We start from the raw sequence: 26577 nt of genomic DNA, 5'->3' as shown, positions 1-26577 counted from the left end.
TTTTTTATTGTTATGACTGCTCATAATCTGTGCCCACTTTTGTGCCCACTTTCTATTGGAATTATGTGGAAGCTAATGGAATTATACAAAACAGTCTAACATCATAAACCCCCTGTTATTAAAGGGTTCTGGGCAGTATAGTGGAATTTAGCGGAATGATATGAAACTATAATACTTTCAACTTGTAATCAGTGGGTCCCGAGTTCGACTCTTGGTGCCGGCACCATATACAGCAAAGCCCGAAGTGTTAGTAAATACTTCGGGCTTTTTGCTATCTGGCATTTTGATCCAGCAAAGGTGTCGGCAAAGTGCAGATGCCCCTCCCGATAAAAATATTCCTACCCGTTTCTCACTTCCTTATCTGAAAGAAATTCACCATTGTGTTATTGGCTGAAAGGCTGCAGAATCACAAAACAAAGAAAAATAACAAAGTAGAACAAGGATTTCACCCATGTATCAGGCACTCGTTGGGATAGGGCTACCCGTTGCTCTTATTCTCATCATGATCGGCGTTGGGCTAAGCCTCACCTCCAAAGATTTCACCCGCGTTTTCATGCAGCCAAAAGCGTTTATGGTCGGGATTGTCTGCCAGATGTTGCTTCTACCTTTAGTGGCGATTGTCATCATTGACCTTACCGGGCTAACCGGTGAAGTGGCGATTGGTTTGTTTATTCTGGCGCTATGCCCTGGCGGAACCACCTCTAACCTCTACAGTCTTCTGGCAAAAGCTGACGTTGGTCTTTCAATTTCACTGACGGTGATTGCCGGGTTTGTCACTACCTTTACCATTCCATTGTTGGGCAATTGGGCTATTTATCACTATGCGGGCGCAGACTCTCAATTTGAATTACCGGTTCTGGAAACCTGGATTAAATTGATGGCGATCTCGGTGATTCCTATTTTGATTGGCATGGGTATTCGTGTGCAGTGGGAGAATTTTGCGAATAAAGCGGAGCCGTACGTCAACAAATTTTCTGCAGCGTTACTGGGCTTGATGATTGTCAGTATTGCGTTTGAACTGGGAGAGAGTGTTGTTGATTATCTGGCTCAAGCGGGTATTGCTGCACTGTCGTTGAATGTGCTCACCATGGTGTTGGGTTATCTGGTGGGTAAATGGCTGGTGGATAATGACCAGCAGGTTCGTACGATTTGTCTGGAAGTGGGTTTGCAGAACGGCACATTAGCTCTGTTGGTCACGGTGACTATTCTAGAGAGCGCACCAATGTCTGTTGGGCCAAGTGTTTATAGCTTGTTGATGTTTGTAACCGCTTCTCTGTTCACGATGGTGACATTGAGAAAAGACAAAGCCTCTCAAGGAAAGACAGTCGCTTCATGAGGCCTGGCTGCTCTGACAAGTCGCTTTGCCAGAGCAGATGCAACAGTGTTTAATCAGGGGCTACGATTAAATATGCCGTATCTTTGTATAATCCGGCCTCTTTGCCTTTTATCTCTGCGTTGTTAATGGTTATCCGTAATCGCATATTTTCATTGGCGCCGTTATCGCACAGCTGGGTACTTGACGCTTTCCATGATTGCTTTGTGATGTAATCACCGCCTTCTTCCAGCGTGATAAGGTTGCCATTACCGTTACTATTTCCGGAACCTATGGATAAAGAATACAGAATATCACTGTTTCCATTGGACAGTCGGAAGTCACCAGAGCCAGTCTTACTTTCACCCCGGATTTTAAAGCGTTTTGTTCCGAGACCATAAACACAGAATTTCTGTTCTTCCTGAATATCTTCTCCGTCATTATGAGAGAGCGACATATCCTCAAGGCCAGATATCTGAACCATGGGGGTCAGTTCAATAGATACTGTAAAAGGGACTTGTACGGTTAAAAGAGGAGTAGTGTCTCGCTGAGCGGTCAAAATAAATCGACCGAAATACTGAGCACTGGTCGCATTGTTGAGAATGTCATCACTCATGACACTGGCACTGATGATGTATTCGTTGTTTTTGCAGTTTCTATAGATGCTGTCATCAGGGGCTTGCTCAACGGTGATCGACTCAGAAAGATCTTTACCGACGATCTTTCCATCCTGTGCATCGCCCGGTGCTGCTGAGATGGTTAGTGTTACCGGAATGCTTTTTTCACTGCTGGCATTGCGCAAAGTGAATCCTGTGCTCCTCGGTTGAGGAGTGACTTGTGTGAGACTGATGGTGAAATCATCAAGCTCTCTTGGGTTGTTTTCTGTATAGGCAATGAGACAGAAAAGACGACCATCGTTGGCAGCTTCTGTTTGCCCGCTGCTGACCTGCTCTCCACCCCATTTCCCTAAATCTATATTGAACAGGCGTTTGATCTTGATTGCAGAGTTACCACTACTATCGCAGGCAGCGTCGGACTGGTTGCAGTCGTTATCAGCAAATACCGCCCCCGAAAAGAACAGGCTGAAAAGAAGGAGAAAAGTACGGGGCATCATCAATGAGGGCTCCTGGTGTTTTTATTCGCTAATAATAATGTCGAATTCCGGTTTGTTAAGCAGGGGGCTCAACAACAACTGTGACAACATCGGAATATACGCCGGAAGGTTCTGAGTTGCCGTTTACCCGCACACGCAGGGACATATTATTGCCATTGGAACAATCTGGCGTGGTAGCGCCTGCCCATTGGTAGGCAGAAGAAGAGCCGTCAACAGGATTCGGTTGGATATTTTTTCTGTTGCTGCCGTCACTGGCTCTTATCAAGAGTCTGTAAGTTATTTCCCCTGAAGTTGGGGACTGCTTAAGCACAAAGCGGTCAGTGGCGTTACTGCCGTATGCTCTTAGCTGAAATGGCAGGCCACCCTGAGAGAATACGCAGAAGTTTATCCATGCGCTGCTGACGTTGTTGTTTCCATTAGAAGTGAGTTCAATATCCTTTAAACCACTGATTTTCATCCGCTCAGGAATTTTGATGGTGACATCAAACTGGGTGGTGTCATCAAAACTTGAGTTATCATCTCTTTCGATGCCGTAGAGGTTTATTGTTGCCTGATATTTGCCGGGCAGTGCGTCAAAAAGGTCTTGGTTTAACACTCGAAACGTCAATGCGGCCTCTACGAAGTCCGTTGAGTCAGGGTCAAAACTTCCCGCTTCCACGCCATCATTAAGGACGCTTGTGTTAGTGCCCTGTTGAAAAATTACTTCTGCAATTGATCGCTCTTTTGGGTCTGGGCCGTAGGAGCCCTCATAGGTTAAATTGAAATCAGAAGCGGTTAAAAAGTAATTCTGTTTGCCTGTCAGCCACCATGTATCGCACCAATCTGCCGAGAGTCCGAAGCAGGAGCGTAAAGAAAATGGGATGGTTTTCTCGATATTTTCATCGTTCCAGTCAGCAGTCACCGAGTACTGGTCGCTGGAAAACTCAAACCAACTATAGGCATTATCAGATGTGGCTACCGTGACGGTAAGGAGCACTGAAAGATACCATTTAGGCCAATGGCGAATGATGGCAAACAGCATAATGCCATTCCTTGATTGATATGCGTCTTTGTGACGTTGTTGTACTTATTTCAGTGTTGGTTTTACCTTATTTTTTTGTGGAGTTCACTAAAAAATTTTGGCTTCTTGGTGTTTTGATGTCAGCCGTGAATTTAAAGCAAGGTAGGAATGGTTGTTCGGAGTAGCTGACCATGGTGTTGGGTTATCTGGTGGGTAAATGGCTGGTGGATAATGACCAGCAGGTTCGTACGATTTGTCTGGAAGTGGGTTTGCAGAACGGCACGCTTGCACTTCTGGTCACTGTGACGATTCTGGAGAGCTCTACGATGTCCATTGGACCAAGCGTTTATAGCCTTTTAATGTTTGCGACAGCATCTCTGTTTACCATGCTGGTATTGCGGAAAGACAAATCCGTCTCCGGAAAAGCAGCCACTTCATAAGCATCCGAAGCTGCCTGTTCAGGGTAGCTTTTTACATTGGCATAACGGTTAAGGTAACCGTATCAGTGTAGACTCCGGTATTAGCGTTCTGTCCGCCAGGGATATGGACGCTTAATGACATATTGCTTCCTCCTTCGTCAGCACAACTTTGGGTTTTGGATCCACTCCATGGGCTTGTAAAGCTATTGGGAGGAAGAGATGAATAGTCCGGATGATTGACTAACAGATCGTAATTTATCGCGTTACTGCCCTGCTGCAATACAAAAGAACCTGCGTCATTTGTGCTATTTGCTTTTAGTTGAAAATCGCTGCCGCCCTGGGAAAAAACGCAGAAATTCATTGGCGCGCTGGTGACGGCGTTCGACGATGACGAAGTGAGAACAACATCGTTTAAGCCGCTTATCTTTACACGGTCAGGGACTTCAACGTCGACATCCAAGTATCTTGTGTCTTCCTCTCTACCATCCCAAAAAGGAGGGTTATTATACCCATCAAGAGTGACACGCGCGCGGTATTTCCCCGGCTGGGCACTGTCCAGAGCACTATCAAGTATATGCAGAGTAAGCTGACCGCTGACATCGCTTTCAACGGGCATAATGCCACTGGTTGGGTAAGTCCCGATGAGGTTGATGGCCTCTCCACTGCTAACCTGAGAAAACGTAATTCTTGCTAAGGCTAGCTCTGAATCGATGGCGCTGTTTTCGTGAGTAAAACCAAAGTTATAAGCTCTGAGGTAGTACTCTGCTCGACCCAAACAGAAAAAAAAGCATGACCGGATCGGTATTGTTAGAGGGGTGGATGACATATTATCGAGCCCATTCCAACGCCCCATATTGATGTAATAACTGTTATTCGTTGGGGCGTCAGTAAACTCAAAGGTTGCAGGGACCGAGACACTAACGAAAAGTAAGATGAAAGCGAGGCTGCGAAAGTAATTCATGATATTCGCTACTTGTTATTTTAACGACTGACGATACTGACCGCATTCTTGCATCATTTCTATGTAAGTCTTTTGTCGTTTGATTAGTGTTTTTATTGCGAAGATGATTATACGTATACTGCTGTAAAACGCAGTATTTTCATGGCTGGGTGATGCATCACGCTATAACCCGCTCATGTTTTCTTCACGCAGGCTCAACGGTCAAATAAAGTGTCCCTTTATAGACACCCGCGGGCTTATCCTGCAGCCATTCATCCAGAAGAACAATTCGTAATTTGGCGTTTGTGCTGCCATTACAGTCGAGTGATGTGCTGCCATTCTCGGCAGTAATCCACTGGCCTGGGTCAACGGTGAGATTATTGGCGCCATCACTAGACAGTCTGACCCGATAAGGAACCGTGTCGACGCCATTATCCAGCAGGAAAGGTGTTGTAGAGGCTGTGCCTCCACTGGCGCGAATTCGATAATTTCCTCCGCCAGAAACAAAGACGCAAAACTGCTCTTCCTGACGAAACCGGTCGTTATACTGGCCTCGTCCCCGCTCAGTGAGGTTCATATCATCCAGTCCACTGATTCTCACCAGTCTTGGCAAATTGACCGTAAAGTTGACGTCTGCATGGTAAAGGCTGTTAGCGCTACCCATATCGACCTTAAATAGCCCTCTGTAGGTTCCTGGGAGTAAACTGCTGAGTTGCGACTGCAATACTTCAAAGCGAACCCAGGCTTGTGAGTTAGGTTTGTCTTCGCAGGAGATTGCGCCCTGTTGGCTGGCGGTTAATCCATTGGGCGCAGGTTCCTCCCAGGCAGAAGTGCCATTAACGGGTGCGCCACCGCGCCATTTAAACGACACAGGTAATCGACTGCTGCCATTGGTTAACACAAAGCGGTTATCAAAGGTGTCGCCATCCATCTGAACATCAAAGGGGTTACGGCTCCATGATGATGGATTGCTGGTACTGGAGGGGCGGGTATACGACAGGGTGCAGTATTCCTGCTGGCCATAGATGACATCATTACCATTGACGATATCTTCTCCGGTCAGAGTAACAGTTTGGTTCTCAAGGCCAATGATATCGGCGCAGCGATTGTTGGAGCACTGAAGTGATCCATAGCTGGATAGAGGTAAGAAAAGAAAAGGTGCTGCCAATAGGTTAAGCGGTAAAAAGCGTAAAAGGGCATAAAGCATAATCAGGGCACAACAACTCTGGCGTCCCTGAATGTATTGAAAAGATATCCATCATCTTTATTCGTTATCAATTATGACTTTCAGTGTAACCTATCTGATATTCAAGTCTACAACCGCCGTCGTCTAATTCCTTCCCGGCTCTTACTGTTTTGGGGCAATCGTAACTGTCATGGTATCGCTGTAAACACCAGCCTGAATAGAATTGAGCTCGCTGGACGCCACTTCAATTTTAATACTGAGATTATTGCCACTGGTGCAACTCTGATGTTGTGAGTCAGCATTCCACCTTTTTCCAGCGCGGTGATTTTGTTTTCTATACCGGAACCAGTCATCACTATTGGGCACAGCCACCAACAGCTTGTAGGGAATGCAGGATGCGCCACCATTGCAGTGTGACGTGTTGCTCAGTTGGAATTCTTCACCAGGCGCATTATTACCGTCAAAATTGAGAGTGACTGCTCCAGTAGTGCTGTAAAGACAGGCGTTGAAGACGTGCTCAAGCTTATTTTGATGAAGCGTGACATCTTCCAACCCTGAAACTCTGACGAACGATTCGATGCCAATTGGAATGGAAACCAGCAAAGTGTCGATAAAATGGGTCGACTCAATGTCTTCACCCACGACATAAAAATTCAAGCTGGTATCACCGTTTCTAATACGATTCTCAAGCTCCTCTTTTTTTAATCGGAAGGTGAATGTTGTATAAACGTAGTCTATTCCCGGGGGAATAAACTCTGATGTCCATACACCCAGGTTAAACGTGGTAGAACCGTTCGATGTCGCCGTATCAATGCTAAAAGGGTACATGAAGGGTGTCAGACCATAGGTGTATGCTTTTAAATCCGGAGGGCCATCGTCTTGTACATTGTCGCCAAGTGACGTATCTGAAAAGCCCAGTCGGTATTTTTGAGTGAATTCTCTGCCACCACACCGCTGGCTGCATTTGGATTTGAAGCGAATAGTGATGGAGTGTTCTATCCAGCAGGTGGATGTATCTCCAGACCAGCAGCTGGGATTACCGTCGATGTCAATATCGTCGGTCTCCAGATAATTATCGTCAAAGAAAAGCCCTCCATGGGAAAGCGAAGTAAACAGTAAAAAACTGACCGCAAAAAATACACGAAGCATAAGCAACTTAACCACTATCCTTAGTGATCGCTTTCGCTCAGAACATCATGAGTTAAGCGTAACCATCCTTGTTTTGGTGTTTCTGCCGGAGTGCTTGCACCACAATATCCATTTTGGTGTTACTTCAGCAGGCTTTATTACCTTAACCTTTTTTGAAAGTGCAGGGAACTATAACGCCCTGGGATTCAGAGAGTTCAAGGCCTTGTTATTTCGGCGAAGCGGTCACTGTCATGGTGTCAGTATAAATCCCGGGCGGATGTGTGGAGGACAACGGGTAAGCTTTAATTTTTAATTGCATATTCCAGCCTCCTGAGCCAGAACAGTTTTCATCGGTTTCCGAAAAAGACCAGTCGCCGCCATTATTTGGGGTATTTTTACGGACTGTTTTTTTTATGCCCTGTCTATCCAGTACTTCCACTTCGTAAGGTATATCACTGCCTGCTGAATTCGACAGGCTGAATATATTTCTATGTGCCTGTGTGGCACCTGAGAACTCAAGCCTTGCCTCCATGGTATTGCTGTATAAGCAAACGTTCATATAGTCAGACTCGGTTTTGCGGTCGGTTAAAGCAACATCTTTTAAGCCAGATATTTTTACCTTGCTCCCTTGAACGGCTCCGGTATCTAACTTGATAGAATCATTAAAATCGCAGTGGTTGCCATACCACCCGACAATATAAAAGCTTATTTTTTTTACTGCAGGGTTATGGTTGGCTTCAATAAAGCTTGCATTAATTTTGACGTTGAATGTTGCTGACAGCACTTCACTGGTTAAGTTAGAGCCTTGTGAAGGCCATTGCAGTCGATTACCAGGCCAGCTCCCTACGTTGATGTCAGCTTTTCCATAATTGTCAACTGTGTAGGAAATCTGGCTTCCCTGGCCCATGATGTCCCTTAAGCCACCTTGTCCGCTGGGTAGCAGTGTGATGCCGCTATTGCTGCCGTTAGTCGCCGGGGCATCTGAAAATGTTAACCGAAAATAGGTCGGCTGGTCCCCGCATGTAGAGTCTGTCGTCAGTTTGAAACGAAGCTGCACTATTCCATCTACCTTCCCATTTACAGCAGGTTGGTTTGCATCAATTGGTAGCATCTCAGCAGAAATCATTTCTATTTGTGCAAATACAGTAGGGGGCTGTAGCAGCATGAGGGAGCAGTAAAAAAAGAGTAAAACGTTGCGCATATAATGATCAGCCAGACCAAGAAACTCCCGGACAGCTATAACCAGCCACAGGAGTGCTTACAAGAAAAGTCAAAAAATTTAGGAGCGAGGATATAAACCAACAAAGCATTAGGCGGGCATGGGGTTTACGCCTTAGTTAGTCGGGTTGAGCTTCGTTAAGGTCGTCACGCCTGGTGATCGCCAGCTGCCCTTCAAGTAGGGGCGTACACTGAGCATTTGCCAGATCAATATTCCCCATCCGCAGTACATATCCACTATCTAATGGTTTGACCGGGAGCGGGCAGATCCAGCCATTATCCATCTCGATCTGAAGATTACCTACATCGGCGCGGGTTTCCAATTGAAATATACCGACGTCGTCTGTGGTTCCGGGGTAAAGCCCTCCATTAATACGAGCGCCATTCAAGGGTTTACCGTTAAACAATAGTCGTCCAAAAAGAAGCTGCAAGGGCATTGCTTCATAATCGAGAGTAACGACATTGCCCGGATAAAGCGTGACGGACTTTTCCCGCTCATCAAAACTGTAAAGCGTTTCACCAGCCGGACTGAGGCTGACACGATACTGCTCAAACGGTGAAAGTGAAATGATGGATGGGGAGCCAACAATGGCGTAACCACGACGTTGACCGTTTACTTTCACATCGAACACATCGCCGGAACGTCCTGCAATGGTGACCACTAATGCACTTTCAGCACGATCTTCACCGCCAATGGCAACCACATTACCGTCAGTAATAAAGCTGGTGCTCATGCTGCCACCCCAGGAGGTGGTGTTGTTGGTTTCAGTGCGAGTGTGGCTGGCGCTGAAACTGGCGCGGCCATAGTGGTTGGCAAACTGGACACTGCCGTCCATCCGCTCTTCACCGGTGCCGCCTTCAACGCCTGCATCAACGCGCAGATCGCTGTCCAGTAGGTTGCCATCGTCCCACGACGTAGAAAGACGCAGACGTTCAGAACGATTCGTTGTCACGCCATTTTTGCGGACTTCTGCCCGAGGGGTTGCCCGGAAATTCCAGTGATCAGTCCGATAGCGGAAGCTGAAGCTGATCAGACCAATTTCATTGTCGCCCGATTTGCTGAGGCTGATGGATACATCGCCATCGTAATCAAAGGTGCGGAAGAGCGTGCGACGATAATCCAGACTGTTGGTGCGAGCTGGGTCCTGTTCTTCATTGTTGTCGTTGTAACTCTGGTTCAAGCTGTAACGGTACCCAAGGCTACCCCCGAATAATGGCATGGAGGCTGATAGAGAATGTTGCTCAAAGGCATTGCCAAACAGGCCAGGAATTGGATTCTCATTATCGTCAATTTCATTATCCAGAGGCTCGTCGTGCCATAAACGACGATAGTTGCCAGACAGCGACAGATCACCCAGGCTAAGCCGACTGTTCAACGTAAAGCCTTTACTGCCAACATCAGACAGCATAACTGAAGGCGAAATCTCATAGCGGTAGCCAAAATGGTACAGGCCGAATTCCATCAGCGATTCATCATTATTCACCGCCACGGCGCCAGTGGCGGCCAGCGTATCGGTGATCCGGCGGCTCACACCGGCTCTTGCCAGCCATTGACTGGTGGTTTCAGGCAGGGCTTTATCGCTGGTGCGGTTCACCAGTTCACCGGTTTCGGCAAAGTACAGCCACTCACCCATGGGCGGAATCTGGTTCTGTTTGGCAAAGAAACGGGTTTCGGTGGCGATCACATTGCCGCTCTCATCCAGAATGCGGATTTCAATATCGTAGGCGCCACTGGGGAAGCTGCTGGTATTCAGCTGTTGAGCACCAGCTTCGTAAAAGGCGCTGTTGATCAAGCGGTCGTCTTTACGGATCTCTACCCGACCACGGGTTGGCAAGAATACTTCTACCGGCATGCCGCCAGAGAAGTCTAAATCTTCCCGGGTGTTGTCAGAGCTGTTAATGCGCACGCCGATCATGGGTTGGTCAGAGGTCAGGTTCAAACCAAAACCACGGGTGGATAGCAGACCAATGTTGTATTCCTGACCTTCAAAATCCCGCTGGCCATAAAGCTGGTTTACCGAGAAGTGATTGGTATCGGAATAATCCCAGCTGAAGTACAGGCTGTTTTCCTGAAACGCTGCCATGGTAAGGCCGTTCAGGGTGTAGCTGTTGTCGCTGCCTTCTGCGCTGGAGCCGGATACGGCAGCAGAGAAGTTCTGCATAACGGCAAAACCCGCATCCGATGGCGGTAAGTATTTCATCACATCCGCCGCACGGGTCAGCTGAAAGCGACGGTTGACGAATACATCAATCCGGAAGCGGGATTCGTCAAAAATCACACCGGCAACCGGTGTTTCCAGAATGCCGCAATCAGTGGCAAAGTCACTCAGGCAGACTTCGTCGGCATGGGTATTCAATTCGCCACTCAGCGTATCGGTAATTAAGGCTGGGTCGTTCAGGTTGCCAATAAGCCGAACCACTTCCGCAGCGTTTGCCAGTTCAATAACACCGGGGCTGAAAGAGACCAACTGAGAAGTGAGGTAGCGGTTACCAAAATAGATATCCACCAGAGATTGCTGGGTACCGCTCAGAGCCTCAAAACCCGGAGGTGCTGTGGTAGCAGCGAGAAATATGGGGGCTTCGGCATTCGCTGTGTGGCTGAAAGCAGACGCAGCAAATGCGAAAAGCATTTTTTTGTTGCACTTCCAACGACGCATATGGGCGAATGAATCCTGAATTGTTGTGGCTTTTCAGGCCACTGTATTTCTTTTAAATGGTATTCCCCGGTTATTCGGGTTGGTTATTTTTGTAGGTCGGTAACCCGGAGGGTTGCCGACGTTTACATCAAATGCAACGCGGTGGTTGCGGGTTTTATTGTCGGCAATCCTTGCAGGATTACCGACCTACCTGGCTTTTTCTTTTCTCCAGCAGCGGGATTGCTGAGGGAGTGGTATGCATTCCCACGCGGTACCCAAAGGGCATAAAAGTGTGGGAACGAGCTCGAGTCAGGTTAGACAGGTTCGACAAGTAGTGTGACAGTGCTTGAATAGCTACCATCAAATGAGTTGAAGTCTGTCGTTGTTTTTACAAATATGGAGGCATTTTCTGATGAGCCACAGTCAAGAGTACCGGAACCTTGCCAGCCGCTTCCAGAATTGTTACTTACAGTACCGCTGGTCAACTTTGGAACATTGCTGTCGACGGAAATGGCGTCAGTAAAGTGGAGATCATAATTAATTATGTCTGCATCTCCCTTACCGAGGGAGAATCCTGTTTGGGCAGAGCCGTCGTTGTAGCTACCGCTGGCAGTAATTTGATACTTACTGTTGGTGTTGTTTGTATATACACAAAAATCCATTCCACCAGTAGCATCACCATTTGTGTATGTAAGCGGAATATCATTTAGTTTGCTAATTTGAATGACAGTTGAAAGATCCAGAGTGATATCAAACTCTCCCTGAGAAGAATTAGGCTGGAGTAGCCCATCAGTCGCAGCCATCACCCCAGAAGCCCCCAACAACCCCGCAGAAACCGCAGTCGCCAGTGCCAAAGTCTTAAACGTTTTCATTCTTATTGCCCCCATGCAGTTATCTTCTGCAAGTTGTGGTTAAAAGTGGGCATGGGTTCGTGGTTTTGAGTCGTGTGAATTGTTGGGAGCAGATACATCTGGCGGCTTTAACCGCTTCTTCTCACGCAATGACACACAAAACTGCTCCCTCAGAACACAAAACACATGTAACCATTACCCGATAGTATATGTTTCCCCTTCACGATGGTTTCTGTAGCCTGTTAACCGTTGTTATTGTTAAACCAGTAAAGCTAGACCGCTACAGTCCCAAATGCTCAGAGTATGCCTGACGATGAACTCTGGTTACTCATTAATCAGAAGGTCAAGATCAGGCAAGATCTTATATCGAGTTTAAATTTTTCAACATTCCGGAATAATACTCAAGCTTTTTTGTGATTTGAGTCACGAAATATACCTTCACTGTGGCGAATGCCTATAGCGCAACGCTACCTCAGTATGTTTATTCGCAAAATGAGTGCTCATGCATTCAATGGTTTCGACGCATCGTTTTTTATTGGTGAAGAAGGCGAGACTGTTGAAACAATGTGTTCAATGTTGATGTGAGCACCAGTCATTCATTAACCTATGCAGCCGCATTCGCACTTTTACAGGTTGATGACCGATCATCCTCCTGAGAAACCATTCATAGCATCCATTATAGAAAGAGTATTCCGGTCACTATTCTTAAGTAGTTAGAAGACTGATGAAACGAGCACTCTTTGTAGGCATTTTTGATTTGAGGCTGAAGACAATGGATCTGTCCCCCTATAACGAAAATCGTAACGATCAAGAGCAAACCCGCTATGGCTGTGCGGGTAATCATTTAACCCTGTTTTTAACACTGGTGATGATTCTTGGGTTTACCCATACAGCGTTAAGCTAAATCGCTGGATACTAAAAAGCCGCCGCTTCAGAAATGAAACGGCGGCTTTTTTATGGTGACGTCAAAAATCAGTCGTCGTTAACTTTGATCACCAGCTTGCCAAAGTTCTTTCCTTCGAGAAGGCCAATAAATGCTTCCGGTGTATTCTCAAAGCCTTCTACCAGATGCTCTTTATATTTGATTTTACCTTCTGTTAGCCATGTGGTCATATCCTGAGCAAACTCAGGGTAACGATCAGCGTAGTCATCAAAGATAATAAAGCCCTGCATTTTGATGCGCTTCACCAGTAACATGCCCATAAGCATGGACATGCGATCCGGCCCTTCTGGCAGGGATGTTGCGTTATATTGTGAGATCAAGCCGCAGACCGGAACCCGTGCGCTGGTATTCAGCAGTGGCATAACGGCATCAAATACCTTACCGCCGACGTTTTCGAAATACACGTCGATGCCATTGTCACAGGCGGCGTTAAGCTGAGCGGCAAAGTCGTCTGCTTTATGATCAATGCAGGCATCAAAACCCAGAACTTCTTTGGCATAGCTGCATTTTTCATCGCCACCGGCAATACCGATCACCTTACAGCCTTTCAGTTTGGCGATTTGCCCAACCGTTGCACCCACAGGGCCTGTTGCTGCAGCAACGACAACCGTTTCGCCCGATTTTGGTTCGCCAATATCCAACAGTCCCATATAAGCAGTAAAGCCTGGCATGCCCATAATGCCGAGAGCGTAAGAAGGCATGGTTGGCGATTGACCAAGGTTGAGTAAGCCTTCACCGTCAGAAATGCCGTAATCCTGCCAGCCGGTAAACGACAATACCCAGTCACCAGCCGCAAAACCCTCAAGGTTGGATTCAACCACTTTGGCGACGGTACCGCCCACCATCACTTCGTCAATGGCCACAGGGTCGGCATAGGATTTCGCATCATTCATACGGCCACGCATGTACGGATCGAGGGACAGGTAAATCGTTTTCAGCAGTACTTCGCCGGCACCAGGTTGAGGAATCTCTGCGGTTTCCAGGCGAAAGTTTTCAGGAGTAGGCGCACCTTGTGGGCGTGAGGCCAAAACGAAACGGCGATTCTGTGCTTGTGACATGGTTTCTCCTCGGAATGACAGGGTAGTCAGTTCGGTGTTGTTGTTGCTATTGGTTTTATTTTTTCAGTAGAGAACGTGTGGCGTTTAACGCCGATTGTAATGGCTCAAGGCTTTGGGTCAGCTTGCTCATCAGGGTTGCGCCAAGCCACAAATGGTAAAGCGTGTGTGCTGAGCTAAGGCTATTTTGCGAATCGATTGATCCATCTTTAATACCGAGTTCGATGCACTGAGCGATGGCTGCAGTAATCAGTTCTGCACCTTTCAGTAATTCTTCTCTCATGGTGTCAGACAGGTCGGAAACTTCGGCACCCAGTTTTACGATCAGGCATTTGTGGGCTTTGCAGCGGCCATTTTCAAATTCCAGCCAGCGCTCGAAGTAATTCATCAATCGTTCAAGCCCGGAGCCTGGCGTTTGTACAAACAATGTATCCAGCAGTTCAACGTAGTTGGAAAAGTAATCTGCAATCACCGCTTCACCAAAATGCTCTTTTGAATTGAAGTAGTGGTAGAACGAGCCTTTGGGTACTTCTGCCGTTTTCAAAAGTTCGGCAAGGCCCATGGCACTGAATCCTTTGCTGAGAATGAGTTCGTAGCCGGTGTTCAGTATGTGCTGTTTTGTGGTTTCGGTTTTTACTGTCATGCAGCGCACTATAATTAAAATTAGACCGGTCGTCTAGTGGTTGTTTCAAATCGAATTTGAGAACCTTCAGGACGTCGTCCTTTCAACGAAGAACGTTATCGCCAAACCTGTCGGTAATTCTGTAAGAATTACCGACATCTCGAAGGCCTGTAGGTGCTGATTGTCGGCAACCCTTTGGGTTACCGACTTACGACATCTGCTTTTAATGATCTTTTGCGACACCCAAAGCATGGAAACACGTTGTGATCGAAAAAATACAGGAATAGTTAAACGTTGTTGGGGATTGTTCTATGATTGCGTTTTTCAGCAGCGATGATGACTCATGCTTGATGTCGTGCTTTATCAGCCGGAGATCCCACCGAACACCGGCAATATTATCCGCCTTTGTGCGAATACCGGTTTTCGTTTGCATTTGATTGAGCCGTTGGGGTTTGAGCTGGATGATCAACGATTAAAGCGCGCCGGGTTGGATTATCACGAGTTTGCAGAGCTGAAAATTCACGCCAGTTTTGATGCGTTTCTTGAGAGCGTGCATCCCGGTCGAGTGCTTGCCTTGAGCACAAAAGGCACCAGTAATTACAGTGATTGTGATTTCAAAGAAGGCGATGCGTTGATATTTGGCCCGGAGACCCGAGGCTTGCCTGCGGATATTTTGGAGTCTTTACCGAGAGAGCAGGTGCTGCGGTTGCCGATGTTGCCGGAGAGTCGGAGCTTGAATCTGTCCAATACCGTCGCCGTGGTTGTCTACGAAGCCTGGCGGCAGATAGGGTTTGCCGGAGGTCGATAATTTTTTGTTGTCCGTTCTCCGTTGTCCGCTGTCCGTGTATTGCTTTACGGAAAACGGCTAACGGAAAACGGCTTACGCTTTTTAATTCACCGCTTCGGCTTCTGGCTGTTGCTGCGCCTGCTGTTCACGAGCTTGCATGTACAGAGCGTCGAAGTTTACGGGTGCCAGCATGAGCGGAGGGAAGCTGCCGCGCAGTACCAGGTTGTCGATGGCTTCACGAGCGTATGGGAACAGAATGTTCGGACAGAAAGCGCCCAGAGTGCGGTGCTGTTCGTCTTCGGACAGACCTTTGGCCAGGAAAACACCTGCCTGTTGTACTTCAGTTACGAATGCAGTTTCTTTGCTGCCTTCAGGACCATTCTCAACAGTCACTGTCAGGGATAGAACCACTTCGAACAAACCTTCTTCCAGCGGACGGTTGCTGGTGCTCAGGTCCAGTTTGACTTCTGGCTGCCACTGCTTCTGGAAGATCTCTGGCGCTTTTGGCGATTCAAAAGAGATGTCTTTCACATAAATACGCTGCAGTGCAAACTGTGGCGCCTGCGGCTGCGAGGCCTGCTGCTGATTCTCAGCCATTGTCATTTCCTTAATTTTGATAATCATAAGCAGCCAACCGTGAAATCTTGTGATCTCAAATGGTTGGCCACATGCGACTCAAGCATTGTGAATCGGGCTATCCAGATTGTCCAGCCAGTGTTTTCTTTTGCTTATTTCTTAACCACTGGCAGGCTGTCTGAAGTCCAGGAGTTCATGCCACCACTTAAGCGCACAACCTGAGTAAAGCCGGCCGCTTTCAGTTCTTTTACGACACTGCCGCTGTGCTGACCCATAGCATCCACCACAATGATGGTTTGCTCACGGTATTTGTCCAGCTCTGAGGCCCGTTCCTTGATTTTGGTGAACGGAATGTTGATGGCGTTCACAATATGGCCCTTGGCAAAATCGGCTTTTTCGCGAACGTCCAACACTACGCCCAAGTCCCTATTTACCAGGCCGGTGAGCTCGGCAGTCGAAACGCTCTGCCCGCCTTTGCGCATTTCTGTGAAGGCCAGTGCGCCAACCAGTGCCGCCAGTGCACCCACGTGCAGTGGATGATTGATTACAAACTCAATGAATTGTTCCATTTGGACAAGCTGTCAGTCTGAATAATGAAAACGCAGCAGTATACTGATCTGCTGGCAGGAAAGTAAGGGAAAGGGTGGCTTGGCAGGCTAAAAAGTCACTTTGGCACTAGAATGGATCGTAGCTATGTACAGATCAAAGTGCAGCTCACAAGATTTCAGCAAAAAGCACATATCCACACAAGGTTTCAGCGGTTTTCGTATCCCTGTGTGATAGTTTGCAATCACTGCCAATTCACTGGAAACCGGCGACGAAGCCGGTAGAATGCGAAGCATTCCATTCTACTCTACGTACATATTCGCCAAGGTTTAGATCCATGACTGAAAAACGTACCCCTACCGCCCTGATTATTATGGATGGCTTTGGCCATCGTGAAGAAACTGACAGCAACGCGATTCACGCAGCAAAAACACCGGTGCTGGAAAAGCTATGGAATGAGCGTCCGCACAGTCTGGTGTCTGGTTCCGGAATGGACGTAGGCCTGCCAGATGGTCAGATGGGGAATAGTGAAGTTGGGCACATGAACCTTGGCGCTGGCCGTGTGGTTTATCAGGAACTAACGCGCATCACCAAAGCCATTAAAGATGGCGACTTCTTCGATAACGAAGTGCTCGTTTCCGTTGTGGATAAAGCGGTATCCGCCGGTAAAGCGGTTCATCTGATGGGACTGCTCTCTCCCGGTGGTGTGCACAGTCATGAAGATCATATTCACGCGATGGTTGAACTGGCCGCTCGCCGTGGTGCGAAAGAAGTCTACGTTCATGCGTTTCTGGATGGTCGTGATACGCCACCACGCAGCGCCGAATCCTCATTGGCTGCGCTGGACAAGTTGCTGAAAGAAAAAGGCATTGGTCGTGTTGCCAGCCTGATTGGTCGTTATTTTGCCATGGACCGTGACAACCGTTGGGATCGTGTGCAGCAGGCTTACGATTTGATTAACGATGGCAAAGCAGAATTTACGGCAGCGAATGCCGTTGAAGGTTTGAAGGCGGCTTACGAGCGTGATGAAAACGATGAGTTCGTTAAAGCCACGGCCACTGGCGGCTCCGTCACCCTCAACGATGGCGATGCGCTGGTATTTATGAACTTCCGTGCTGACCGTGCCCGGGAAATCACCCGAGCATTTGTTCAAAAAGATTTTGATGGCTTCCCCCGTGATCGCACTCCTGCACTGGCGGGTTTTGTGATGCTGACGCAATACGCGGCGGACATTGACGCCCCTTGTGCGTACCCACCCAGCGATCTTGTGAACACCATTGGTGAGTACATGGAGAAACTGGGTAAAACCCAGCTTCGTATCGCAGAAACTGAAAAGTATGCTCACGTCACCTTCTTCTTCAGCGGTGGTCGTGAAGAACCGTACGAAGGTGAAAAGCGTGTGCTGGTGGCGTCTCCAAAAGTTGCGACTTACGATATGCAGCCAGAAATGAGTGCGCCGGAAGTCACTGATCGTCTGGTTGAAGAAATTCGCAGTGGTGCTCACGATCTGATTATCTGTAACTTCGCCAACTGCGACATGGTTGGTCATACCGGTGATTTTGATGCGGCCGTGAAAGCGGTGCAGGCCGTTGACGAAAGCATTGGTCGTGTGGTGGCAGCGCTGGATGAAGTCGGCGGTCAGTGTCTGATTACTGCGGATCACGGTAATGCTGAACAAATGCAGGATGCTTCTACCGGTCAGGCGCATACTGCTCACACTACCGAGCTGGTGCCGTTAATCTACTTTGGCCCGCAGCAAGTGCAGTTGAAGAATGGCATTTTGTCGGATCTGGCACCAACACTGCTGGATTTGATGGGGCTGGAACAACCTGCAGAAATGACTGGTCACTCTGTGCTGGTAAAATAACACCGTTAGGTCGGCAACCCTTCGGGTTACCGACCTACGCCTTCCTCTGTATGATATGCGCTCACCAACCGTTCCGGACATTCTGTGATGAGCGCAAACACTCCTCTTTTTGCCGAAGCCGATACGCTTTATGGGCAAATGAAAGCCACTTGCCAGCAAGACTGGCACGATTACACCCATCACCCGTTTGTTCAAGGGCTGGCGGATGGCACGTTGCCTGAAACGTGTTTTCGTCACTATCTGCAGCAGGATTATCTGTTCTTGATTCACTTTGCCAGAGCGTATTCCCTTGCGGTTTATAAGGCGGATAATCTGGAAGAGATGCGCTTCGCTTCCAAATCCGTCGATGGCATTCTTAGTGAAATGACACTTCATCTGGACTATTGCCGTGAATGGGGTTTATCTGAACAAGACGTCATCAGTCTTCCAGAAGCGCGCTCTAATATGGCCTACACCCGTTATGTGCTGGAACGAGGTATGGCAGGGGATATTCTTGATCTTTATATGGCGTTGTCCCCTTGTGCTGTGGGTTACGCAGAAATTGGCTTCCGCCTGAAAAATGATCCCAACACCCTCCGCGAAGGCAACCCTTATTGGAAGTGGATCGAAACCTACGGCGGCGAAGAGTTTCAAGAAGGCGCTAAAGCCCAGATCGAAAAGCTGGATCAGCTGGCAACCACTCGATACAACCCTGGTCGTATGGATTCACTGGCTCAAATCTTCCGTGAAGCAACCCGGCTGGAAATCGGATTCTGGCAGATGGGGTTGGATTGTTCTTTCTGATTTCTCCCACTGCCTGTGCCTCATTTCTGTAAAAGACGGAAATGAGGGATTTCTTATACGACGAGTTCACAGTAAGTAGTTGGCCATTTGGAATCGAATATTTCTGGCTTATTGACCAGGTTTTCTGCAAGGCGCAACGGCGGGAGCATAGCGAGCTATGTGACCAGAGTTGCAACGCAGTCAGAGAGCCTGATCAATAAGTCAGAAAATATGATTTCAGGTGGTTAGCTACTTATATGTGAATAGATTCACAAAGCTTGTTAGCGTTGCGCTAAAAGGGCTTCGGCAATAATGCAATAACAAGATACGCAAATTTTGATGTGCGTCAAAAGAATGAAAGATTCATTCTTGGTAGAAACTGTTTGAGTTTGTTTGTTGCGGTAAACACGTATTTGCGCTGATCGTTCATTTCTTTGCGTTATGGCGCTATAAAGGCGTTATTCTGCTTATTTTGTAAGGTTTTTTCTGGTTTTGAGTAAAAAATAGCAGTAAATAAGAAGACATTGGTTATCTCGCTGTATCTAAAAAGCGAATACACAAATCTGTTTTAGTGATGTGACCGCAGTGCAAATACTCTTGAATAATCGAAGCCAACAAGTTGTCCGCATCGTGATTGCCATTCACCGCAATCCATGCACAAGAAGAAAGACAACGCACTAAACACAACACATCACACAAAATGTTCAGGAGTAGAGACATGCAGAAGACAATTCTCGCAGCGGTAGTCGCTTCCGTATTCGCTGGCCAGGCAATGGCTGAAATCAAACCACTGTCGGCTGATCAGTTCACCATTGGTGGTGAAGCGACTGTTGGTGGGTATTACAACGACAATGCTGATCAAAAATTCAAAACTGACGGCGCAACTGTTCTGCAGCTGGAAACCAGCTACAAAAACGGTGGTATCGTAGGTTACGTAGAAGTTGATATCAAAGCCGAGTACGGCGCAGGTATGGACGAAGACGTAGTATCCGACCTGGACAAAGCATGGATTGGTTACGATTTCGGCTTCGGTACTCTGTCTTATGGTCTGGAAAACGATACGGCACTTGACGCAGTTGACGGTGCTGGCGACATGACATACGAATTCGGCATGAGCGCTCCAGATGCTTCTGACCAGTTTGACGTTGTTAAGTTCCAAGGTGGTGTTTCTGGCTTTGCTTACGGTGTTTCTTACTTCGAAACTGACGAAGATAAAAAGAAAAACGAGCTGAAGCGTAAAGGTTACAACGGCTATGTTGGCTTCGAAGGCGATATGTTTAATGTATACGCCGGTTACGAAGAGAAAGAGTCTGCAACTGAAACTGCCATGATCAAAGGTGAAAAAGACTCCGTTACCACGGTATCTGGTAACATCGATCTGGGTGCTGTTCAGTTGGGTGCAAACGTTTGGAAGGCAGAAGACTTCATTGCTCCAAATAAATCTGAAGAGCAAGATGGTTACTATATTTCTGCTGCCAGCACTTTCAACACTCTGACTTTGTCTACTGGTTACGGTGAACTTGATCATGACAACAAAGAAAAGTCTTACAAGCAAATCAACGTAGCGGGCTTCTTACAAATGAGCAGCAACACCTTTGTTGGTGTGGACGTTGCCTACAATATGCCAGAAGTTGAAATTAAAAACACTCAGGAAGACGAAACTCGCGTATTCCTGAAAGCTGGCTACACCTTCTAATAGACTGTTCTAACTCCAGAACATCTATACCTAAAAACGGACAGCGAAAGCTATCCGTTTTTTTATTATTCCCCCTTACCCGGAAAATCATCACGAATAATCTGTTCCAACGACCACGGATTTGTATCCGGGAACTCTTCCTCAGGAATTTCCAACTCCTTGGAAGCATCCTGACAGGCAATGGGATAGCACTCCAGAACCGACTCTTCCAGCAATTTAAACAGACTTGGATTTTTCATTAGCAACTGGCTAATTGCTGTCCGCTCCTTTTTTAACCCATACTCAATCACCATAAACCAGCTTTGGTACCAGCGGTGCATAGTGCGTAAATCTTCCCGAAAGGCGCGTATCTGCCATTTCAGCAACAGCACCAGTATTCGGGTGAGATGGCATTCCAACTGCTCCAGTTGTCCACGACCAAGGTCGTCTACAGCCTCGATCAGATTTTGTAGATCAAGCCGGCGAAACTGGTTACGCCGAAGCAGTTCGACCTGTTCCCGGGTCCATTGATAAAAGTCCGTTTGATGCAGGTTGCTCATATCGGTGGTGACCCCATGACGCTGCAAGAGTTGTTATTAGTAGTAGTGAAAGAGAGATAACAGACGTGGGTTAGGTATTATTGTTATCACGTTGACAGAGCCCATCGCTGCAACATTAAGTGCTACAGCAGGACTGGAGTATAGAAGATTGAATTATGTCTGCCGTGTTTTTAGCAAAGAATTTAAAGGGTTAAGTTGACTGGCTCACCAGATTGTTCGCTCAGGCAACGGTTGAGCATCACCAAAAATGATTCGCCTTTGCCATCCAGCAACCAATCACCTTGTTCTGCACCTTCTTCAACGTGGTAGTCAAAATGGAAGCCACCGCTGCGTGCTGCCATCCAAAGTTGCAACAGTGGTGTTTGGCGACTGAGAATGATTTTGCTGTTATCCGGGCAGGTTAGCGTCATGATGCCTGCGGAGTTTTCATAATCGATGTCCAGCCCGGAATCATCGATGGCGTCTTCAATGGCCAGCATCAGGCCGTCCAGCAGTTCGGTGTATTGGCTTTCGTTCATCGGATGATTCCAGCAGTAAATAGCAACTAAATGGCAAAAATGTGTAAGAACAGGGTCGATTTTAACCTGAGACAGGTGCCGCGGATAGCATTTAGAACTAGAGGCATGATGGGCAGGACAGTTATACTGTCCGCTTGCTATTCATATGGAAAGGACTGTGTGATGAGATTGTTTGCTGCTGCTACCTTTATGGTTCTATTTCTGGCCGGTTGTGGACAGAAAGGAGATCTCTACCTGCCGAAAACATCTCAGGCAACCAGCGAAGCTGCCGTTCAGCTTCCCGGGTAAACTTTTATAATAATCACGGGGAATAGATACCTTATGGAGTGGTTCACTTTTCAGTCATCGACAGAAAGCAGTAATAATAAGCATCATAATGAGCTGTATGCTGAAAAGCTGCCGGTGAAACAGCTGGCGGAGCAGTTTGGCACGCCGTTGTTTGTCTATTCCCGCAGAGCGCTGGAAACCAATTTTCAAGCGTATCATCAGGCCATGGCGGATTGGCCGCATCTGATTTGTTTTGCCGTCAAAGCCAACAGTAACCTTGCAGTGCTAAATGTGCTGGCAAGGCAGGGTGCCGGTTTTGATATTGTTTCTGTTGGTGAGCTGGAACGAGTGATTGCTGCCGGCGGTGATGCTGGGAAAGTGGTCTTTTCCGGCGTCGCTAAGCAGCGTCATGAGATTCGCCGTGCGCTTGAGGTGGGTGTTCACTGTTTCAATATTGAATCGGAGCAGGAGCTTGAGCGTATTCAGGAAGAAGCCCTGAGCATGAACAAAGTGGCTCGTATCTCCCTGCGGGTGAACCCGGATGTGGATGCCCAGACGCACCCTTACATCTCCACCGGTTTGAAAGACAATAAGTTTGGTATTGATATTGATCGGGCGCCAGATGTGTATGCCCGTGCGGCAGAGCTGAGTCATATTGAGATTGTCGGTGTGGATTGCCATATCGGTTCTCAGCTGACGACCACCGAACCGTTTATTGATGCGCTGGATCGTTTGTTGATGTTGATGGACAAACTGAAAACCAAAGGCATCACGCTGAAGCATTTGGATATTGGCGGCGGGTTGGGCATTCAGTACCAGGATGAAACCATTCCTTCCCCATCGGATTATCTGGTGACGGTGAAAGAGCACTTGGTGCAACGAGGCTATGGCGATTTAACGCTGATGGTTGAGCCGGGCCGATCCATCGCCGCCCAGGCTGGCATTATGCTAACTCGCGTTGAGCTGATTAAACCGGCCGCTGAGAAAAAGTTTGCCATTGTGGATGCCGCGATGAACGATCTTCTCCGCCCATCTATCTACAGCGCGTGGCACACCATTGTGAATACGATTGAGCGACCTGACGTAGAAAACCATCAATACGATGTGGTTGGCCCTGTCTGCGAAAGTGGTGATTTTCTTGGTAAAGATCGCCCGCTCTCCGTACTCGAAGGTGATTTGCTGGCGGTGTATTCTGCCGGTGCCTATGGTTTTGTGATGAGTTCCAATTACAACTCCCGGAACCGGGCTGCCGAGATTATGGTGGATGGTGATCAGGCTTATGTGGTTCGTCAGCGAGAGACCATTGAAGAGCAGTTTGCTTCAGAGCGTCTTTTGCCGGAAGCTTGAACAACGTATTCCGTTTGCCGTTGTCCGTTAACCGTAAAAGCCCGGCAAAACTCTTTTCACGGAAAACGACACTAATAAGATCGTAGGTCGGTAATTCTGAAAGAATTGCCGACAATCTAACAACAGAGTCGGCCATTCTTTCAGAATTACCGACCTACCGGATAACATAAAAACGTTATCCATAAGATAAAATGAACGGTTGATATGCTGCTCCACTTTACGAAAATGCACGGTCTGGGCAACGATTTTATGGTGATCGATATGGTCGCCCAGAATGTTCGCCTGCCGCCTGAGAAAATACGCCGTCTGGCTGATCGTCGTTTTGGCGTGGGGTTTGATCAACTGTTGCTGGTGGAGCCGCCAACGAATCCGGATATGGATTTTCGCTATCGGATTTTCAATGCCGATGGCAGTGAAGTAGAGCAGTGCGGCAATGGTGCCCGCTGCTTTGCCAAGTTTGTGCGTGATAAAAGGCTGATTGGTCGGGACCTCATTCGCGTGCAGACCGCCGGTGGCAACATTGAGCTGACTATCGAAGATAACGGCGACGTCACGGTGGATATGGGCTTGCCACGGCTGGAGCCGGAGCAGATTCCCTATACTGCCGATGAACGTGAGGAGACTTACCTGATGGAAGTTGATGATGACATTATTGAAATGTCTGCCGTTTCTATGGGGAATCCCCATTGCGTTTATGTGGTTGATGACACCCAAACCGCACCGGTAGAAAAATGGGGGCCATTAATTGAAGCGCACCCGGACTTCCCGAGAAAATGCAACGCGGGCTTTATGCAGATTGTCAGCCGGGAAGAAATTAACCTGCGAGTGTTTGAACGAGGCGTTGGTGAAACCATGGCTTGTGGTACCGGCGCCTGTGCAGCGGTGGTTGCGGGGCGATTACGTGGGCTTCTGGATGCTCATGTGAAAGTGAATTTGCCCGGTGGGTCGCTGTCCATCTACTGGGCGGGGGAGAGCAGTCCGGTTATGATGACTGGTCCGGCAACCCGAGTGTACGAAGGGTATACCCGGTTATAAAAGCTTGAAACCAAAAGGCTTGAAACGATGACAGAAGAGATTGTGGAAGCAAGGGAAACGCAAGCCTTAACGGCCAGACAGGTCGCCGACTATTTACAGGCGCATCCTGACTTCTTTGTTGATCGAGATGACCTTTTGTTGGAGTTAACCCTTCCCCATAAACGCGGCGACACTATCTCGCTGGTGGAACGGCAGGTTGCCCTGCTGCGGGAACGGGCGCTGGACTATCGTTATCAGTTGAATCGGCTCTCAGAAAATGCCAAAGAAAATGAGCAGCTGTTTGAAAAGATGCGTCTGCTGGTGTTGTCATTGTTGGAAAGTAAAGACCTTGAACAACTGATAGATACCATCAGTGACAGCCTGAACCATGAGTTTGGCATTGAGTTTCACTCTCTCATGCTGTTCAGCGATAAGCCAATGAGTTTACCCGTACGTATTGAGCATAACGATGTCGCCAATATGGCTTTGGGTTCGTTATTGTCCAGTGGTAAAGCGGTGAGTGGTCAGGTGACGCCTGCAGAGATGGATTTTCTTTTTCAGGAACAATCGGAAAAAGTGGGTTCGGTTGCGATCATCCCATTGAATTACTCCCTGATTGATCCTCCACAGCTTGGCATTCTTGCTTTGGGCAGCAGTGACAAAGAACACTTCAAAGCAGGTATGGGAACTGTTTTTATTTCTTACCTTGGTGATGTGCTCAGCAGAGTGCTTGCCCGGCATATGCGTTCATGACTTGCCTTTTATGAAAGAGCCTTTGGATTGCAGTGCCTTCCAGCCGCAGGTGGATGCATTCATCAATTATCTGCGCCATGAAAAACAACATTCTCCACACACTATTTCAGCCTATCAGCGGGATTTAACCCGAGTGATGAAGCAAATGGTGTTGGATGATGTTTCAAGCTGGCAACAGATTCAGGAGCGACAGCTGAAAAACTGGTTAGGACTCTGGCACGGCGAAGGGCTTTCCAGCCGCAGTTTGCAACGTTTGATATCATCACTTCGTCGTTTTTATCAGTTTTTGCTATCCCGTGGTGAAGTAGCGAATAATCCTGCACAATTATTGCGGGCTCCGAAAATGGGCAAACCATTACCCATTACGTTGGATGCAGATCAGGTCGGCCAGCTGTTGGATGATTTGGCAGGGCAATCAGATAACGATCCATTAAAATGTCGGGATCTGGCGATTCTGGAGCTTTTCTACTCTTCCGGCCTGCGGCTTGCAGAGTTGACCGCTTTGAATCTGGATAGCTTTTCCAGCGGCTTTAGTCAGGTTCGAGTAATCGGTAAACGCAGTAAAGAACGTGTGGTGCCTGTTGGTTCCAAAGCCCGGGCAGCGCTGGAACGTTGGCTTGCCTGTCGCCCTCTTTTATTGACGGCAGATAGCGGTGAAGCGGTCTTTCTGTCTAAGCCTGGGAAGCGGATCAGTACACGACAGATTCAAAATCGAATCCAACAGTTTGCCCGGGAAGCGGGAATGCCGGTCAGTGTTCATCCCCATATGCTCCGGCACTCCTTTGCCAGTCACTTACTGGAGTCCAGCGGTGATTTACGGGCGGTTCAGGAGTTGTTGGGCCACAGCGATATCTCAACTACCCAGATCTATACCCATTTGGATTTTCAACATTTGGCAGCGGTTTACGATAAGGCGCATCCAAGGGCTAAGAAGAAATAGTCGGATGGACTAATTCGATAGATTTGATTAATGGTTCATTGCCTCACTGCTGACTGTTATTGATATGCCGCTTACAGGTGGTTTGTGTTGATTAAAGAAGTCAGAGATTAAGCCTGTTAAATTCGATGTCGCATTGTCACATTCAATAGTCACATTGGGAGCTTTCATCCCGATGCAATATTTTAGACAGAATTTTTCATTTTTCTCTCCCAAACTTTGGGATACCAAACCGGTTAGCTGATAGTAATAGCCTTCGCTGCTTAATTTGGGAAGGAAATTCCTCAGGGATGAACAGTGCTGACTGCGTATCGATAATGTACGCTTATCAACATTGAGTGCAATGGATATAAACATACGCTCTCCCGGAAGGATATTGAAATTATCTAGACCGTCACTTTCTCCCAGGTTGTTAATGCAAGCAGGGATAGAATTTTTCAACTGTTTTTCAAAAAGGGCTTTTAGCACAGCAATTCCCGCTCTTTCCTGAAGCCTCACAGCTGCAAGATGTACAGAGGAGGTAGAAAAACACAGCCCGCACAAT

General features: G+C 47.7%; 27 protein-coding genes. 12 read left to right on the top strand and 15 right to left on the bottom strand.

Going from position 1 to position 26577, the window contains the following annotated elements:
* Positions 1-451 precede the first annotated feature (451 nt).
* Complete coding sequence (locus tag Q1B11_RS17635; RefSeq protein WP_299734834.1) at positions 452-1336, top strand: bile acid:sodium symporter family protein; 885 nt, start codon at positions 452-454, stop codon at positions 1334-1336.
* Between the two features lie 49 nt (positions 1337-1385).
* Here Q1B11_RS17635 and Q1B11_RS17630 read toward each other — a convergent pair whose 3' ends face one another.
* Positions 1386-2426 (bottom strand): hypothetical protein, encoded by a 1041-nt coding sequence (locus tag Q1B11_RS17630; RefSeq protein ID WP_299734833.1) that lies wholly within the window; start codon positions 2424-2426, stop codon positions 1386-1388.
* A 55-nt stretch (positions 2427-2481) separates the two neighbouring features.
* The gene (locus Q1B11_RS17625; protein ID WP_299734832.1) at positions 2482-3447 is read right to left on the bottom strand and encodes a hypothetical protein; all 966 of its coding nucleotides are present in this window, start codon (positions 3445-3447) and stop codon (positions 2482-2484) included.
* Between the two features lie 170 nt (positions 3448-3617).
* Here Q1B11_RS17625 and Q1B11_RS17620 point away from each other — a divergent pair, with 170 nt between their 5' ends.
* Positions 3618-3866: a hypothetical protein gene (locus tag Q1B11_RS17620; protein WP_299734831.1), complete on the top strand. Its 249-nt coding sequence runs from the start codon at positions 3618-3620 to the stop codon at positions 3864-3866.
* A 31-nt stretch (positions 3867-3897) separates the two neighbouring features.
* Here Q1B11_RS17620 and Q1B11_RS17615 read toward each other — a convergent pair whose 3' ends face one another.
* The 6 genes from Q1B11_RS17615 to Q1B11_RS17590 form a co-directional block, all read right to left on the bottom strand.
* Complete coding sequence (locus Q1B11_RS17615; RefSeq protein WP_299734829.1) at positions 3898-4806, bottom strand: hypothetical protein; 909 nt, start codon at positions 4804-4806, stop codon at positions 3898-3900.
* 184 nt (positions 4807-4990) lie between these two features.
* Positions 4991-5992 carry a hypothetical protein gene (locus Q1B11_RS17610; RefSeq protein ID WP_299734828.1) on the bottom strand — a complete coding sequence of 334 codons (1002 nt, stop codon included), beginning with the start codon at positions 5990-5992 and terminating at the stop codon, positions 4991-4993.
* A 141-nt stretch (positions 5993-6133) separates the two neighbouring features.
* Positions 6134-7120, bottom strand: coding sequence for a hypothetical protein (locus Q1B11_RS17605; RefSeq protein ID WP_299734826.1), 987 nt, complete (start codon positions 7118-7120; stop codon positions 6134-6136).
* 205 nt (positions 7121-7325) lie between these two features.
* A complete protein-coding gene (locus tag Q1B11_RS17600) occupies positions 7326-8300 on the bottom strand; it encodes a hypothetical protein (RefSeq protein WP_299734825.1) in 975 nt (324 codons plus the stop codon).
* A 136-nt stretch (positions 8301-8436) separates the two neighbouring features.
* Positions 8437-10947: a TcfC E-set like domain-containing protein gene (locus Q1B11_RS17595; protein ID WP_299734824.1), complete on the bottom strand. Its 2511-nt coding sequence runs from the start codon at positions 10945-10947 to the stop codon at positions 8437-8439.
* 320 nt (positions 10948-11267) lie between these two features.
* Positions 11268-11825, bottom strand: a complete 558-nt coding sequence (locus Q1B11_RS17590; protein ID WP_299734822.1) for a hypothetical protein — start codon at positions 11823-11825, stop codon at positions 11268-11270.
* Positions 11826-12576: 751 nt separating this feature from the next.
* Between Q1B11_RS17590 and Q1B11_RS17585 the strand changes: the two genes are divergently transcribed.
* Positions 12577-12708: a hypothetical protein gene (locus Q1B11_RS17585; RefSeq protein ID WP_281180425.1), complete on the top strand. Its 132-nt coding sequence runs from the start codon at positions 12577-12579 to the stop codon at positions 12706-12708.
* A 68-nt stretch (positions 12709-12776) separates the two neighbouring features.
* On the opposite strand, the gene Q1B11_RS17580 is transcribed toward Q1B11_RS17585, so the two are convergent.
* Both Q1B11_RS17580 and Q1B11_RS17575 read right to left on the bottom strand, forming a co-directional pair.
* Positions 12777-13805, bottom strand: coding sequence for an NADP-dependent oxidoreductase (locus Q1B11_RS17580; RefSeq protein WP_299734821.1), 1029 nt, complete (start codon positions 13803-13805; stop codon positions 12777-12779).
* A gap of 55 nt (positions 13806-13860) precedes the next feature.
* Positions 13861-14445, bottom strand: a complete 585-nt coding sequence (locus tag Q1B11_RS17575; protein ID WP_299734819.1) for a TetR/AcrR family transcriptional regulator — start codon at positions 14443-14445, stop codon at positions 13861-13863.
* Between the two features lie 322 nt (positions 14446-14767).
* Here Q1B11_RS17575 and trmL point away from each other — a divergent pair, with 322 nt between their 5' ends.
* On the top strand, positions 14768-15232 hold the full coding sequence (gene trmL, locus Q1B11_RS17570; RefSeq protein WP_299734817.1) for a tRNA (uridine(34)/cytosine(34)/5-carboxymethylaminomethyluridine(34)-2'-O)-methyltransferase TrmL: 465 nt from the start codon (positions 14768-14770) through the stop codon (positions 15230-15232).
* Between the two features lie 81 nt (positions 15233-15313).
* Here trmL and secB read toward each other — a convergent pair whose 3' ends face one another.
* Positions 15314-15814 (bottom strand): protein-export chaperone SecB, encoded by a 501-nt coding sequence (gene secB / locus Q1B11_RS17565; RefSeq protein ID WP_299734865.1) that lies wholly within the window; start codon positions 15812-15814, stop codon positions 15314-15316.
* Between the two features lie 125 nt (positions 15815-15939).
* Positions 15940-16356, bottom strand: a complete 417-nt coding sequence (locus Q1B11_RS17560) for a rhodanese-like domain-containing protein (protein ID WP_299734815.1) — start codon at positions 16354-16356, stop codon at positions 15940-15942.
* Positions 16357-16670: 314 nt separating this feature from the next.
* Here Q1B11_RS17560 and gpmI point away from each other — a divergent pair, with 314 nt between their 5' ends.
* The 3 genes from gpmI (at position 16671) to Q1B11_RS17545 (ending at position 20658) form a co-directional block, all read left to right on the top strand.
* The gene (gene gpmI / locus Q1B11_RS17555) at positions 16671-18200 is read left to right on the top strand and encodes a 2,3-bisphosphoglycerate-independent phosphoglycerate mutase (RefSeq protein ID WP_299734814.1); all 1530 of its coding nucleotides are present in this window, start codon (positions 16671-16673) and stop codon (positions 18198-18200) included.
* 87 nt (positions 18201-18287) lie between these two features.
* Positions 18288-18983, top strand: a complete 696-nt coding sequence (gene tenA / locus Q1B11_RS17550; RefSeq protein ID WP_299734813.1) for a thiaminase II — start codon at positions 18288-18290, stop codon at positions 18981-18983.
* 697 nt (positions 18984-19680) lie between these two features.
* Entirely contained in the window at positions 19681-20658 is a 978-nt protein-coding gene (locus Q1B11_RS17545) for a porin (protein WP_299734812.1), read from the top strand.
* A 65-nt stretch (positions 20659-20723) separates the two neighbouring features.
* Here the strand turns inward: Q1B11_RS17545 and Q1B11_RS17540 are convergent, their stop codons facing one another.
* On the bottom strand, positions 20724-21197 hold the full coding sequence (locus Q1B11_RS17540; RefSeq protein ID WP_299734811.1) for a DUF29 domain-containing protein: 474 nt from the start codon (positions 21195-21197) through the stop codon (positions 20724-20726).
* 182 nt (positions 21198-21379) lie between these two features.
* A complete protein-coding gene (gene cyaY / locus Q1B11_RS17535; RefSeq protein WP_299734810.1) occupies positions 21380-21715 on the bottom strand; it encodes an iron donor protein CyaY in 336 nt (111 codons plus the stop codon).
* 162 nt (positions 21716-21877) lie between these two features.
* Between cyaY and Q1B11_RS17530 the strand changes: the two genes are divergently transcribed.
* The 5 genes from Q1B11_RS17530 (at position 21878) to xerC (ending at position 26036) form a co-directional block, all read left to right on the top strand.
* Complete coding sequence (locus Q1B11_RS17530; protein WP_157673461.1) at positions 21878-22003, top strand: lipoprotein; 126 nt, start codon at positions 21878-21880, stop codon at positions 22001-22003.
* Positions 22004-22036: 33 nt separating this feature from the next.
* Positions 22037-23329: a diaminopimelate decarboxylase gene (lysA, locus tag Q1B11_RS17525; protein WP_299734809.1), complete on the top strand. Its 1293-nt coding sequence runs from the start codon at positions 22037-22039 to the stop codon at positions 23327-23329.
* Between the two features lie 204 nt (positions 23330-23533).
* Complete coding sequence (gene dapF / locus Q1B11_RS17520; protein WP_299734808.1) at positions 23534-24364, top strand: diaminopimelate epimerase; 831 nt, start codon at positions 23534-23536, stop codon at positions 24362-24364.
* Between the two features lie 27 nt (positions 24365-24391).
* Positions 24392-25096 carry a DUF484 family protein gene (locus Q1B11_RS17515; protein ID WP_299734806.1) on the top strand — a complete coding sequence of 235 codons (705 nt, stop codon included), beginning with the start codon at positions 24392-24394 and terminating at the stop codon, positions 25094-25096.
* A gap of 10 nt (positions 25097-25106) precedes the next feature.
* On the top strand, positions 25107-26036 hold the full coding sequence (gene xerC, locus Q1B11_RS17510) for a tyrosine recombinase XerC (protein ID WP_299734804.1): 930 nt from the start codon (positions 25107-25109) through the stop codon (positions 26034-26036).
* A 27-nt stretch (positions 26037-26063) separates the two neighbouring features.
* On the opposite strand, the gene Q1B11_RS17505 is transcribed toward xerC, so the two are convergent.
* On the bottom strand, positions 26064-26577 hold a 514-nt coding region (locus tag Q1B11_RS17505; protein WP_299734802.1), incomplete at its 5' end, for a hypothetical protein.

Origin of the sequence: uncultured Endozoicomonas sp., from assembly GCF_947495845.1 — a bacterium.
Classification (GTDB): Bacteria; Pseudomonadota; Gammaproteobacteria; order Pseudomonadales; family Endozoicomonadaceae; genus Endozoicomonas.
The sequence above is the reverse complement of the archived record's forward strand: the minus strand, read 5'-3'. Positions and strand labels throughout refer to the sequence as shown.